The sequence below is a fragment of the Pseudomonas sp. RA_15y_Pfl1_P11 genome (genome assembly GCF_963970975.1).
In the GTDB taxonomy this organism is placed as follows: domain Bacteria; phylum Pseudomonadota; class Gammaproteobacteria; order Pseudomonadales; family Pseudomonadaceae; genus Aquipseudomonas; species Aquipseudomonas tritici.
Genome location: NZ_CAXAOY010000022.1, coordinates 14,011 through 27,257 on the forward strand (window position 1 = coordinate 14,011; position 13,247 = coordinate 27,257).

A 13,247-nucleotide genomic window follows, 5' to 3' on the forward strand; every position below is an offset into this window, starting at 1 on the left:
CAAGCTACGGGTAGTTGACGCAGATCAGAAGAGTCTAGCGCTCGAGCCAGATAAGGGAGGCAAACCGACCGGTGCGCGAACTGCGGCGGAAAGAAAAGAAGCGTGGATCGGTCACCGTGCAGAAACCGCCACCGTAAACAGCCGTGACATCGCGCGCGGCAAGGCGCAGACGGGCCAACTGATAGATGTCGGCCATGAACTTGCCGGGAGTGCGGCTGGGCACAAAGGCTTTGGCGGTAATCGGCAGTTGCTGCATGAAGGCTTCACGCACTTCAGGGCCGACTTCGAAGGCCTGTGGGCCAATGGCCGGGCCGAGCCAGACCAACACGTCAGCGGGTTCGGCGTCCAGGCTGTCGAGAGCAGCTTCCAACACGCCTGCCGCCAACCCGCGCCAACCGGCATGGGCAGCCGCCACACGGGTGCCGGCGCGGTTGCAGAACAAAGCGGGCAGGCAATCAGCAGTCATTGCGGTACAGGCAATGCCTGGAGTGCTTGTCCAACTGCCATCGGCTTCGGCAGTCTGGCCAGGATCGGCCTCGACCACCTTGATACCGTGGACTTGGCGCAGCCAAGCCGGCTGTATAACGAAGGCATCGGTAAGCCGACGGCGATTTTCCAGGACGGCGTCCAGGCTGTCCTCGACATGATCGCCCAGATTGAGGCTGTCGAACGGCGCCAGACTGACGCCGCCCGCACGAGTGGTGACGCAGGCCTTCACCTGAGCCGGCGCAGGCCAGTCAGGAATCAGCCAGTCACTCATCCGATAAATGCCTCGCGATCCTGCTTGAGCAGCGACAACAACCAGACCAGATCGTCCGGAAGAGGCGATTCCCAGCTCATCCGCTTACCGCTCGTCGGATGATCCAACTCCAGGAAGCGTGCATGCAGTGCCTGGCGCGGGAAGGATTTAAGCGATTCAACCATTGTCACACTGGCCGCCGGCGGAATACGGAAGCGACCGCCGTAGGCCGGATCTCCGACCAACGGGAAGTTGATGTGCGCCATGTGCACGCGAATCTGGTGCGTGCGGCCGGTTTCCAGCTTGACCCGCACATGCGTGTGGGAGCGGAAACGCTCAAGTACACGGTAATGACTGACAGCTTGCTTGCCGCCCTCCATCACCGCCATACGCTGGCGCTGTTGGCCGTGACGACCGATCGGGGCGTTGATCTTGCCACCTGCCACCACCACGCCGATCACGATGCACTCGTAGATTCGGCTGACGCTGCGGCTTTGCAATTGTGTGACCAACTGCGTCTGCGCCTGAATGGTCTTGGCCACCACCATCAAGCCGGTGGTGTCCTTGTCCAGACGGTGCACGATGCCGCAGCGCGGGACATTGATGATGTCCGGCACGTGGTGCAACAAGGCATTGAGCAAAGTGCCGTCAGCGTGCCCGGCAGCCGGATGAACCACCAGGCCTGCGGGTTTGTTGATGACCAGGATGTCGTCATCTTCATAGACGATGTCCAGCTCAATGTCCTGGGCGACCCATTCTCCCTGGGCTTCCTGCTCGGCAGTCAGCTCAAGAATCGCACCACCATGGACTGTGTCTCGCGGGCGGATAACCGCTCCATCCACAGTCAGGCGGCCGTCTTTGATCCAGGCGGAAAGGCGCGAGCGCGAGTGCTCAGCGAATAATTGTGCGGCGACTTGATCGAGGCGTTGGCCGCCCAATTCGGACGGCACCTCTGCGCGAAGTTCAATTTTATCGGACATGCTCAGACTAGGCGTGGCACAGCCTTTGGTTTCGGCTGCGCGCTTGTGGTTAAATACGGCGTCTTTTGCCCCGAGGCTTTCAACGGGGCGCTCATCATAACAGGACGGCCCCGCCCAAGACAGCGGCCGTCATAGGGACGCAAGCCGCCATGCAAGTGAAACACCTGCTGCTGATCGCCATCCTCGCCATGACTGCTGCTTGCTCGTCAACAAAGGAAGTCGTCGACGAAAACCTGAGCGAAGTCGAGTTGTACCAACAGGCTCAGAAAGACTTGGACAATAATAGCTACACCAGCGCCACAGCGAAGCTGAAGGCACTGGAGTCGCGTTATCCGTTCGGGCGCTACGCCGACCAGGCTCAGCTCGAGCTGATCTACGCCAACTACAAGAACGCCGAGCCAGAAGCTGCCAAGTCCGCCGCCGAGCGTTTTATCCGCCTGCATCCGCAGCACCCGAACGTCGACTACGCCTACTACATGAAGGGCCTGACCTCGTTCGACCAGGACGTTGGCCTGCTGGCGCGCTTCCTGCCGCTGGACATGACCAAGCGTGACCCGGGCGCTGCCCGCGACTCCTACAACGAGTTCGCGCAGCTGACCAGCCGCTATCCCAACAGCCGCTACGCGCCGGACGCCAAGCAGCGCATGATCTACTTGCGCAACCTGCTGGCCTCCTACGAGATCCACGTGGCTCACTACTACCTGACCCGTCAGGCCTATGTAGCTGCCGCCAACCGTGGCCGTTATGTTGTCGAGAACTTCCAGGAAACCCCTTCCGTGGGTGACGGCCTGGCGGTGATGACCGAGGCTTACCAACGTCTGCACCTGGACGAACTGGCCAGCACCAGCCTGGAAACCCTGAAGCTCAACTACCCGGATCACCCGAGCCTGAAAGATGGCCAGTTGGTGCCTCAGGTTGCCGAAGCCGACAACCGTTCGTGGCTGAGCAAGTACACTCTGGGCCTGATTGAGTCCCGTCCACCGCTGCCGCCGGGCGAAACCCGCGCCAACCAGGACGTGATCAAGCAGTACCAGGACGCCAAGGACGCTATCCCTTCGGACCTCAAGCCGCATGACGAAAACGGCGACGTGATCGAAGAGGAAGAGCCACAGGCCCTGGGCAACAACCAGGACCGCTCATGGTTCAGCTACATGACCTTTGGTGTGTTTGACTGATTGCACCCTGCGTCATCAAGAAGGAGCCTTTCGAGGCTCCTTTTTTGTGAGCGGTATTATTGCGCTGTGCGCCTGGCACGTCCTTGGCTAAACTGGCGCATTCCTTGTCGAGAAACTGCCCATCATGCTTCGTCTACTGTTCTGGATTGCCGTCATTGCCGCTGCAGTATGGTTCTGGCGCAAATTCAAAAGTCCGGCCGCCAAACAGCAACGCGCCAGTGAGCCCGACGCCGCCTTGATGGTGCGCTGCGCCCACTGCGGCGTGCACCTGCCGCAGGATCGCGCCTTGAGCTCGCGCCAGGAGTGGTATTGCACCCAGGCGCATCTTGAGCAGGGGCCGACGTCTATCCAGCGCTGATCCGCCCCTCAGGCGCATAAGGCGCCGGGTCGATGATCGGCGTACGCGCCAGCAGCAAGTCAGCAAACAATTGGCAGGACGCCGGCGCAAGCACCAGGCCGTTGCGGTAATGCCCGCAGTTGAGCCACAACCCGTTGAAGCCCGGCACGCGGCCGATGCAAGGGATACCTTCCGGCGAACCTGGGCGCAATCCGGCCCAGTGCCCAACAACCTCGGCGTCCGCCAAGGCAGGAATCAACTCAACCGCTGACGCCTTGAGGCTTTCCAGCGCTGTTTCAGTGGGGGTCTTGTCGAAGCCTTCATGCTCCAGCGTACTGCCGATCAGGATGTGCCCGTCACGCCGAGGGATCGCATATCGCCCCTTGGCCAGGACCATGCTCGACAGGAAGTCCGATGCGCATTTGTACAGGATCATCTGGCCTTTGACCGGTTCCACCGGTAGCGCCAAGCCCAGCGTGCCCAGCAACTCACCGCTCCAGGCGCCCGCCGCAAGGACGACCTGATCACCGAAGATCGGACCATCGGCCGTCTTCACGCCCACCACATTGCCAGCGTCCAGGACAAACCCGGTTACTTCACACTGTTCATGAAGGGTCACACCGGGCAACGCCAGCAGTGCAGCCTTGAGGGATTTGACCAGGCGCGGGTTGCGCACATTGGCGACGTTGGCCATGTAGATCGCCTGGGAGTACCCGCTGCCCAGCACCGGAACGGCATCATGGGCGGCTGATACATCCACTTTGCTCAATGGCCGGCCTTCACGTGCAGCCCAAGCCAAGGCTTCGGCTTCGTCGTCCAAGTCCAGCCAGTACAGCCCAGTGGTGTGCACCTCAGGGTCGACACCCGTCGCAGCAAACAAACGCTCTGCGAGCTGTGGATAAAAATCCTGGGACCAATGCGCCAGCGCGGTGACTGCCGAGCTATAGCGCCACGGATACAGCGGCGAAATAATCCCGCCGCCCGCCCAGGAAGACTCCTGCCCCAACCCCGCGCGCTCCAGCAGCACCACCGCTTGCCCTTGGGTCGCCAGGTTGAACGCCGTCAACAAGCCGATGACCCCGCCACCGACTATCACTACCTGCTGTTGCTCTGCCATCATTTGATCCAGCCGATAAATAGGAACAAGCGCACCCGGCGCCCAATCATCCAGCACCCTCATTATTGCCCCCAGCACAGCTTGCGCGACATGTCCGGCGCGGCGCCCGGATTGGACCGCGCAGCGGTGCTGGTCAGGCTGAAGTCGCCGCAAGGGTCGCCGACCATTATCGAGTCGACAGCAGGCGTAGCAACCAACTGGAAATCCTGAGGGTTCAATGCAGCGCTGATTCTATAGCGATCATTGCCCGCACTGACGCCGTTCGCGTCAATAAAAGTGCCGTTCCTCGTATAAAAGCGCTCCAGGTGTTGAGCTTGCTCGGTCAACAACGCGACGATTTCAGCGCGATACACCCTTTTCATATGGCCGGTGTATCCGGGATAAGCGATCCCAGCGAGAACCGCGATGAGCGCCACAGCGATCAGTAACTCGATCAGGGTGAAACCCTGGCTATCCATGCCCATTACATTGCTCCTTATTGAAGTTGCCGCCATGCCACACGCCGAAAACGCGAGCCACCCTCCTCGTCCACCCGTACGTAGACGCTCTCCAGCACCGTGCGCAACTGGCCGCTCAGCCCCACAGCTGTCACTCGATACACCGCAGCGCGGGTTTGCGGCGGTAAATGGACCACCCCTACTGCGGGGCCCAGGAATTGAATGCCGTATACACCGCCCTTAAGCGCAACCCAGGTGACGCCAGAAACGGGGTCCACTCCCGCTCCGACCACTGACAATGCTGCTTGCGGCGGCGCACAGGCAACCATCGACGGGCACAACGGCAGCGCCGCGAATGACCGCTGTATGGCCTGTTCACCGCGCCTCAAGCCACTCTCGGCACTTTGCAGCGACTGATTGCGCTGCCAGAGACTACCGGCGATCTTTTGCTGGGTGACTGCGCCTTGCATCGACGACAAACCGATCAGCGACACCAGCAACAGGAACACCAGGCTGGTCAGCAGAACCATGCCCGCCTGGCGCAAACGAATACCCTCCGTGAGCATCATGGTGGCTTACCCCAGACGGTTTCGCAGCGCCGCCACGACGCTGTAGGTTTGATCTTTAACCCGTTCGGCCGGATCTCGCAGCGTCATCAGGATGCGAACACTGCGTATCAGGGATACATCGGCGGGACTCGAGTCGTAGCGCACTACCTCCGTTGATGCGGCTTTGGCCACCACGCCAAAGCTGATATCAAAAGCCTGCACATTATCCACCAGCACTGTCTTGGCGGGCGCCGCAGGCGTGCTGACCTTTAATTGGCCTGCTTCGAAGATGTACGTGAGCTGGCGCAGTGCAAAACGGATCTGTCCGGGTGCAGGCACAGGGGAATTTCCGGCATACGCTTGGGCGCTGCCTGTGCAGTCAGACAGCACCGTCCAATCGGGTTTGCCACTCTCATTGCCGACATCCGCGGTCACCAGCGTCAGCGACTTTGCACCCGCCCCGGCACTCCAACTGACAGGCCGATCAAAGGCCGGAGGAGCGTTGTCGATAAACTCCGTGGCCAAACAGCCAAACATGCCCACCTGACGGATATCCTGGGTCATCTTGCCCAGCAAGAACCGTGCATCATCCTGCAGCATCATGGCGGCCTGCTGGCTGTCGTGGGTGGTCCTGGAACTGATCGCCACCTGGCTGACCCCTAGCACGAGCACCAAGCCCATCGCCAAAGCCAACAGCAATTCCACCAAGCTGAAACCTCGAGTGCGACGCCTCATTGCGTCACCCCCGGCTTATCACTGACGCGACTGGTCAGAATGAATGTTTCCCGAGCACCCGGGCTGTTAGCGCCTCTGCTGTCATCCCAACTGATACTGACAGTGGCTTCGTTTGCACTGATCGACACCGCGCCCTTCGCGCTATCCCCAGCGAAGCCGAGAATATTAGCCTCGAAATCATGCAGGTCCTGGTCGCGCACGCTGGCGGTAGCGCTGCTCGCCGGGGCATGCTCGGACCGATCCCATGCGTAGTCGGCAGCGGAATTGGCGCGGATTCGGTCGAGCATGTCGTAGGCAATGAAACTGGCCTGGCTGGTCATCCTGGAACTGTCGGTGTATTTCAGCGCATTGAGCTGGATCACCGCCGCACCCAACAGCCCGATGGTGAGAATCAGCACCGCAACCAACACCTCGATCAGCGTCATGCCGAGCTGATGCCGCGCTAAGGCGTGGGAAAAACGGGTGTTTGGGCAGGCAAGCATTACCGTCGTCATCCGTGTCGAAGGCCAGAAAAAAGCAGCTGAAATCTGCTGTACGGCCCAAGACTAGCGTCGGTTTTTCTCCCGCGCTGCTCCAGGAACAAAGCGAAATACTTTGGACATAAAGGCCACCATCCAGCACCACAGCACGGGCGCTATACCTATGGCTGTACTCAAATCCATGGAGGGATGGCATATGCGACAACGAGGTTTCACCCTGATTGAACTGCTACTCGGACTGATCGTGAGCAGCATCCTGGCTAACCTGGCAGTGCCCAGTTTCAAGAGCCTGCTGGAGTCACAGCAAAGACATAGCGCGGCACAGTCCTTAGCGGGAGGGCTGCGCTACGCACGCACCGAAGCCGTCGCACGCAACCGAGCGGTGGTCATTCACGCGCTGGACGACGACTGGAGCCGGGGTTGGCGGGTGATCGTGGATGAGAGCGGACGCGGCCACTTGGACGATAAAAACCCGGTACTGCTGGAGCGCCAGGACAGCGGGAAGGTACCGATCGTCGGCAATGGCCCGCTCAAGAACCAGGTGCGCTTCAGCAGGCTGGGCGAGCCAATATTTTCAGGGGGAGGATTTCGTGCAGGTACTGTGCATGTGTGCGACTCGGAGAAGCCACAGAGCCTGTATCAGGTCGTACTGGCGCCCAGCGGGCGCATCAGCCTGCGCAGCGACCGCGCCGAGCAGGCATTGTGCCGGAGCTACTCCGGCACCCGTGTAATCAGAGCAGCGAGCGAACCCGCAGCTCCTTGGGCATGGAGAACGTGATGTTTTCTTCGCGCCCCGCCAGTTCGTCCGCACCGGTGGCCCCCCACGCATGCAACTGCTGGATAACGCCGCGCACCAGCACTTCCGGGGCCGAAGCGCCCGCCGTGATACCAATGCGCTCGACGCCATCGAACCAGCTGCGCTGCATGTCTTCGGCGCCGTCGATCAGGTACGCAGGGGTTGCCATGCGCTCAGCCAGCTCACGCAGGCGGTTGGAGTTGGAGCTATTAGGGCTGCCGACCACCAGGACCACGTCACATTCATTGGCCAGTTGCTTGACCGCGTCCTGCCGGTTTTGGGTGGCGTAGCAGATGTCGTCCTTGCGCGGCCCGCCGATGGCCGGGAAGCGACTGCGCAGCGCGTCGATAACACGGCTGGTGTCGTCCATGGACAAAGTGGTCTGGGTCACGAACGCCAGGCGTTCAGGGTTTTGCACCTGAAGATTGGCAACATCCTTTTCGTCTTCGACCAGGTAGATAGCCCCGCCATTGCTGGCATCGTACTGGCCCATGGTGCCTTCAACTTCCGGGTGGCCGGCATGGCCGATCAGGATGCACTCTCGACCGTCACGGCTGTAGCGCGCGACTTCGATGTGCACCTTGGTGACCAACGGGCAGGTGGCATCGAAGACTTTCAGGCCACGGCCTGCCGCTTCGGTACGCACGGCCTGGGAAACACCGTGGGCGCTGAAGATGACGATTACGTCGTCCGGCACCTGGTCCAGCTCTTCGACAAAGATGGCACCGCGCGCGCGCAGGTCCTCGACCACGAATTTGTTGTGGACGACTTCATGGCGCACGTAAATCGGCGGCCCGAAGACTTCCAGGGCGCGATTGACGATTTCGATCGCCCGGTCCACACCCGCGCAGAAGCCACGGGGGTTGGCGAGTTTGATTTGCATGCTGTGCCTCGTGTCTTGCAGCCACTTAGGGTCAAGTTTGACGCTAACTCAACTGACAATGAAGATCAAAGGTGGGAGCGGGCTTGCTCGCGAAAGCGGTGGGTCAGTGGACATATGCATAACTGACAGAGCGCATTCGCGAGCAAGTCGAAACGTCGCACCGCCCCTCCCACAGTTTTAACCGCGTCCTCGGTCAGAGCGCTTTAACGTCGATGATTTCAACGTCAAAGGTCAAGGTTTTACCGGCCAGCGGGTGGTTGAAGTCGATGGTCACTTGCGCGTCATCGAAGGTTTTCACCACGCCGGGCAGCTCGGTATTCGCCGCATCGTTGAAGATCACCAGCAGGCCTTCCGACAGGTCCATGTCCTGGAACTGCGAACGCGGGATGATTTGCACGTTTTGCGGGTTAGGCTGGCCAAAGGCGTTTTCCGGCAGGATCTGCAGGGTACGCTTGTCACCCGCCTTGAAGCCGAACAGGGCCGCTTCGAAACCCGGCAGCAGGTTGCCGTCGCCCACCTTGAAGGTAGCCGGGGCTTTGTCGAACGTGCTGTCGACCGTGTCGCCATTCTCCAGGCGCAGTGCGAAATGCAAGGTGACTTCCGTGTTCTGGCCGATGCGTTGCTCAGCCAATACCTGATCAGTCATTGACGGTCTCTCCGGGTTTCTTACTTTTGAACATGTCCAACGCCAGCATGATTGCACCGACGGTGATGGCACTGTCGGCAAAATTGAACGCTGGGAAGTACCAACGGTTCTGCCAATGCACCAAGATGAAGTCAATCACATGGCCCAGGGCAATGCGATCGTACAGGTTGCCTAGCGCGCCACCCAACACCAGAGCCAAGGCGATCGCCAACCAGGTGTCATCGCGCCCAAGACGCTTGAGCCACACTACCAGCACCGCACTGACCACCACCGCGATCACGGCGAACAGCCAGCGCTGCCAGCCGCCTCCTTCAGCGAGGAAGCTGAAGGCCGCGCCGGTGTTGTAGGCCAGGGTCCAGCTGAAGTAATCCGGGATGACTACGATCTGCTGGAACATTTCCAGAGTGCCCTCGAAATGAGCCTTGCTGATCTGGTCAATGACCAGCACCAGCAAGCTCAATACGAGCCAGCCCAGACGTCCGAAACGACCGGCATTAGGCATAGTGGCGAACCTCACCAGCACCGCTGATGTTGTCGACACAACGACCGCAGATTTCCGGATGCTCCGGGTTCACGCCGACATCTTCACGGCAGTGCCAGCAACGGGCGCACTTGGCGAAGGCCGACTTGACCACTTTGAGCTTGAGGCCCGGAACTTCGGTGGCAACCGCGTCTGCCGGAGCCTGGGCAAACGGTGCCAGGCTCGCGGTGGAGGTGATCAGCACGAAGCGCAGTTCGTTGCTCAGCTTGGCCAGGTCGGCGGTCAGGCCTTCCTCGGCAAACAGCGTGACTTCGGCTTGCAGGTTGCCACCGACAGCCTTGGCCGCACGTTGCACTTCCAGCTCCTTGTTCACCGCAACCTTGATGGCCATTACACCTTCCCAATACTCGCGGCCCAGTTCGAAGTCGGCCGGCAGTTCGGTCAGGCCTTCGTACCAGGTGTTGAGCATCACGGACTCGTTACGCTCGCCCGGCAGGTATTCCCACAGTTCGTCGGCGGTGAACGCCAGGATCGGCGCGATCCAGCGCACCAGCGCTTCGCTGATGTGATACAGCGCAGTCTGCGCCGAGCGGCGTGCCTTGCTGTTGGCGCCAGTGGTGTACTGGCGATCCTTGATGATGTCGAGGTAGAAACCACCCAGCTCCTGCACGCAGAAGTTGTGGATCTTCGAATAGACGTTCCAGAAGCGGTATTCGCCGTAGCTCTCCTGCAACTCACGCTGCAGCAACAGGGTACGGTCCACAGCCCAACGGTCCAGGGCGAGCATGTCCTCGGCCGGCAGGATGTCGGTGGCCGGGTTGAAACCGGTCAGGTTCGACAGCAGGAAGCGTGCGGTATTTCGGATACGGCGGTAGGCATCGGCGCTACGAGCCAGGATCTGATCCGACACGGCGATCTCGCCCGAATAGTCGGTCGACGCTACCCACAGACGCATAATGTCGGCGCCCAGGGTCTCGTTGATCTTTTTCGGCTCGATCACGTTCTTCAACGACTTGGACATCTTGCGGCCCGTCTCGTCGACGGTGAAGCCGTGTGTCAGCAGTTCGCGGTACGGCGCGTGGTCATCGATGGCGCAACCGGTCAGAAGCGACGAGTGGAACCAGCCACGGTGTTGGTCCGAACCTTCCAGGTACAAGTCGGCACGCGGACCAGTCTCGTGGCCCATGGGGTGTGAGCCGCGCAGGACGTGCCAATGGGTGGTACCGGAGTCGAACCACACGTCGAGGGTGTCGCTGATCTTGTCGTACTGCGGCGCTTCATCACCCAGCAGTTCGGCGGCGTCCATCTTGAACCAGGCTTCGATGCCTTCCTGTTCAACGCGCTGGGCGACGATTTCCATCAGTTCAACGGTACGTGGGTGCAGCTCGCCGCTTTCCTTGTTCAGGAAGAACGGGATCGGCACGCCCCAGTTACGCTGGCGGGAGATGCACCAGTCCGGACGATTGGCGATCATCGAGTGCAGGCGCGCCTGGCCCCAGGCCGGGACGAACTTGGTTTCTTCGATAGCCTTGATCGCGCGGTTACGCAGGGTGTCGCCGCGGGTCGGCTCTTTGTCCATGCCGATGAACCACTGCGCGGTGGCGCGGTAGATCAGCGGAGTCTTGTGGCGCCAGCAATGCATGTAGCTGTGCTGGATGGTGGCGGTTTGCATCAGCGCACCGACTTCACGCAGCTTTTCGATGATCGGCTGGTCGGCCTTGAAGATGAACTGGCCGCCGAAGAACTCCAGCGACGGCACGTAGACGCCGTTGCTCTGCACCGGGTTGATAATGTCGTCGTTGACCAGGCCGTACTTCTTGCAGATCACGAAGTCGTCCACGCCGTAGGCCGGCGAGCAGTGAACAACGCCAGTACCCGAACCCAGTTCGACGTAGTCAGCCAGGTACACCGGCGACAGGCGGTCATAGAATGGGTGACGGAAGTTGATCAGTTCCAGCGCAGAGCCGGTGGTGGTGGCGATCACCGAACCTTGCAGCTCGTAACGCGCCAGGCAAGCCTCGACCATTTCTTCAGCGAGCACGAGCAGGCGGTCACCGACGTCTACCAAGGCGTAGGTGAATTCCGGGTGCACGTTCAGCGCCTGGTTGGCCGGAATGGTCCACGGGGTGGTGGTCCAGATCACGATGGCAGCCGGTTTGCTCAGGCTTGCCAGGCCGAAAGCCTGGGCCAACTTGGCGTCTTCGGCGATCGGGAAGGCCACGTCGATGGTCGAGGACTTCTTGTCTTCGTACTCGACTTCCGCCTCAGCCAGGGCCGAACCACAGTCGAAGCACCAGTTCACAGGCTTGAGGCCCTTGAACACGAAACCACCTTTGACGATTTCGGCCAAGGCGCGGATTTCACCGGCCTCGTTCTTGAAGTTCATGGTCTTGTACGGGTTGTCCCACTCGCCCAACACACCCAGGCGGATGAATTCGGACTTCTGCCCTTCGATCTGCTCGGTGGCGTAGGCACGGCAGAGTTCACGGGTTTTATCCGCGCCCAGGTTCTTGCCGTAGGTCACTTCGACTTTGTGTTCGATCGGCAGGCCGTGGCAGTCCCATCCCGGGACGTACGGCGCGTCGAAGCCCGACAGGGTTTTCGAGCGCAGGATCATGTCTTTGAGAATTTTATTGAGCGCATGACCGATGTGAATCGTGCCATTGGCATAAGGAGGGCCGTCGTGCAGGACGAACTTCGGACGATCCTTGCCAATTTCGCGCAACTTTCCGTACAGGCCAATACTGTCCCAGCGCTGCAGGATCTGCGGTTCGCGCTGTGGCAGGCCGGCCTTCATTGGGAAGGCGGTGTCCGGAAGGTTTAGCGTGGCTTTATAGTCGGTCATTTAAGGCTCTTCGGTTAGCGATGGGCGCTAGGTGCGGCTAGTGCACGGGCGGCGGCGACATCCGCATTGATCGCCGTTTTCAACGCCTCAAGGGAGGCGAAACGCTGCTCTTCACGCAGCTTCTGGTGGAAAACCACCGTCAAACGCCGGTCATACAGATCACCGGCAAAATCCAAAAGGTGAACTTCCAGGTGGGCCTTGCCATCACCTGCAACCGTGGGCCTGACGCCTATGTTGGCGACTCCCGGCCACGCTTGGCCGTCGATGTCGACGCTCACCAGATACACCCCGGTCAGCGGCACACGACGACGTTTGAGTTGCACGTTGGCGGTTGGCGTGCCCAATTGGCGCGCCAGCTTCTGGCCGTGCAGGACCCGACCGGCAATGCGGAACGGGCGACCGAGCAAACGCTCGGCCAAGGCGAAGTCGGCAGCGGCCAGGGCGTTACGCACCTGGGTACTGCTCACGCGCAGGCCATCCAGTTCGACGGTTTGCGCGGCTTCGACGGTAAACCCCTGGTTGGCGCCGGCCTGTTGCAGGAAATCGAAATCCCCGACGCGGTCGCAACCAAAGCGGAAGTCGTCACCGACCTCCAAATGCTGCACGCCCAGGCCATCGACCAGGATGCGTTCGACAAACTCGGCGGCGCTCAGGCTTTGCAAGCGCTGGTTGAAAGCCAGGCAAAGGACGCGGTCCACACCTTCTTCAGCCAGCAATTGCAGCTTGTCCCGCAAGCGGGCAAGACGCGCCGGCGCTGTCTCGGGGGTAAAGTATTCACGCGGCTGCGGCTCAAAAATCACCACGCAGCTGGGCACGCCCAACTCGACTGCACGCTCGCGCAGCCGGGCCAGAATAGCCTGGTGACCACGGTGAACACCGTCAAAGTTGCCAATAGTGGCGACGCAGCCCCGATGTCCAGGGCGCAGGTTGTGAAGACCTCGAACCAGCTGCATAACGCGCTTCTTGCTCATAAAGTGGTCGATTATAACCACACCCGGCCCCGGACGACAGGCAACAGCACAGGCCAAATGGATCGAATCGATAAAACA

At 60.6% G+C, this 13,247-nt stretch carries 15 protein-coding genes; 3 read left to right on the forward strand and 12 right to left on the reverse strand.

Translation table 11 applies throughout. From position 1 onward, the window contains the following. Positions 1–34: 34 nt before the first annotated feature. Positions 35–760: a peptidoglycan editing factor PgeF gene (pgeF, locus tag AACY44_RS23505; protein WP_339419514.1), complete on the reverse strand. Its 726-nt coding sequence runs from the start codon at positions 758–760 to the stop codon at positions 35–37. Then, positions 757–1,719, reverse strand: coding sequence for a 23S rRNA pseudouridine(1911/1915/1917) synthase RluD (gene rluD / locus AACY44_RS23510; RefSeq protein WP_049710064.1), 963 nt, complete (start codon positions 1,717–1,719; stop codon positions 757–759). Before rluD ends, pgeF begins: the two co-directional genes overlap by 4 nt. A gap of 149 nt (positions 1,720–1,868) precedes the next feature. On the opposite strand from rluD, the gene AACY44_RS23515 reads away from it, so the two are divergent. After that, positions 1,869–2,894 (forward strand): outer membrane protein assembly factor BamD, encoded by a 1,026-nt coding sequence (locus tag AACY44_RS23515; RefSeq protein ID WP_339419516.1) that lies wholly within the window; start codon positions 1,869–1,871, stop codon positions 2,892–2,894. A 124-nt stretch (positions 2,895–3,018) separates the two neighbouring features. Continuing rightward, the gene (locus AACY44_RS23520; RefSeq protein ID WP_339419518.1) at positions 3,019–3,252 is read left to right on the forward strand and encodes a PP0621 family protein; all 234 of its coding nucleotides are present in this window, start codon (positions 3,019–3,021) and stop codon (positions 3,250–3,252) included. Here the strand turns inward: AACY44_RS23520 and thiO are convergent. The 5 genes from thiO to pilV form a co-directional block, all read right to left on the reverse strand. Next, positions 3,239–4,348 (reverse strand): glycine oxidase ThiO, encoded by a 1,110-nt coding sequence (gene thiO / locus AACY44_RS23525; protein WP_339531164.1) that lies wholly within the window; start codon positions 4,346–4,348, stop codon positions 3,239–3,241. The two genes, AACY44_RS23520 and thiO, sit on opposite strands and share 14 nt — an antisense overlap. Before the next feature lie 62 nt (positions 4,349–4,410). Continuing rightward, the gene (locus AACY44_RS23530; protein WP_339419521.1) at positions 4,411–4,812 is read right to left on the reverse strand and encodes a type IV pilin protein; all 402 of its coding nucleotides are present in this window, start codon (positions 4,810–4,812) and stop codon (positions 4,411–4,413) included. Between the two features lie 11 nt (positions 4,813–4,823). Continuing rightward, positions 4,824–5,354, reverse strand: coding sequence for a pilus assembly PilX family protein (locus tag AACY44_RS23535; protein ID WP_339419523.1), 531 nt, complete (start codon positions 5,352–5,354; stop codon positions 4,824–4,826). Between the two features lie 6 nt (positions 5,355–5,360). Continuing rightward, the gene (locus AACY44_RS23540) at positions 5,361–6,068 is read right to left on the reverse strand and encodes a PilW family protein (RefSeq protein ID WP_339427184.1); all 708 of its coding nucleotides are present in this window, start codon (positions 6,066–6,068) and stop codon (positions 5,361–5,363) included. Next, a complete protein-coding gene (gene pilV, locus AACY44_RS23545; protein ID WP_339419527.1) occupies positions 6,065–6,550 on the reverse strand; it encodes a type IV pilus modification protein PilV in 486 nt (161 codons plus the stop codon). The genes AACY44_RS23540 and pilV overlap by 4 nt, the downstream gene beginning before the upstream one ends. 193 nt (positions 6,551–6,743) lie before the next feature. On the opposite strand from pilV, the gene AACY44_RS23550 reads away from it, so the two are divergent. Further along, the gene (locus AACY44_RS23550) at positions 6,744–7,325 is read left to right on the forward strand and encodes a GspH/FimT family pseudopilin (protein WP_339436851.1); all 582 of its coding nucleotides are present in this window, start codon (positions 6,744–6,746) and stop codon (positions 7,323–7,325) included. Here AACY44_RS23550 and ispH read toward each other — a convergent pair. The 5 genes from ispH to ribF all read right to left on the reverse strand — a co-directional run bounded on the left by ispH (position 7,279) and on the right by ribF (position 13,151). After that, positions 7,279–8,226 (reverse strand): 4-hydroxy-3-methylbut-2-enyl diphosphate reductase, encoded by a 948-nt coding sequence (gene ispH, locus AACY44_RS23555; RefSeq protein ID WP_049710073.1) that lies wholly within the window; start codon positions 8,224–8,226, stop codon positions 7,279–7,281. The two genes, AACY44_RS23550 and ispH, sit on opposite strands and share 47 nt — an antisense overlap. A gap of 193 nt (positions 8,227–8,419) precedes the next feature. Beyond that, positions 8,420–8,857, reverse strand: coding sequence for an FKBP-type peptidyl-prolyl cis-trans isomerase (gene fkpB, locus AACY44_RS23560; RefSeq protein WP_010213263.1), 438 nt, complete (start codon positions 8,855–8,857; stop codon positions 8,420–8,422). A gap of 7 nt (positions 8,858–8,864) precedes the next feature. Next, on the reverse strand, positions 8,865–9,374 hold the full coding sequence (gene lspA / locus AACY44_RS23565) for a signal peptidase II (RefSeq protein WP_339439094.1): 510 nt from the start codon (positions 9,372–9,374) through the stop codon (positions 8,865–8,867). Then, positions 9,367–12,198, reverse strand: a complete 2,832-nt coding sequence (ileS, locus tag AACY44_RS23570) for an isoleucine--tRNA ligase (RefSeq protein WP_339419534.1) — start codon at positions 12,196–12,198, stop codon at positions 9,367–9,369. The genes lspA and ileS overlap by 8 nt, the downstream gene beginning before the upstream one ends. Before the next feature lie 14 nt (positions 12,199–12,212). Further along, positions 12,213–13,151: a bifunctional riboflavin kinase/FAD synthetase gene (gene ribF, locus AACY44_RS23575; protein WP_339427185.1), complete on the reverse strand. Its 939-nt coding sequence runs from the start codon at positions 13,149–13,151 to the stop codon at positions 12,213–12,215. Positions 13,152–13,247: the final 96 nt, after the last annotated feature.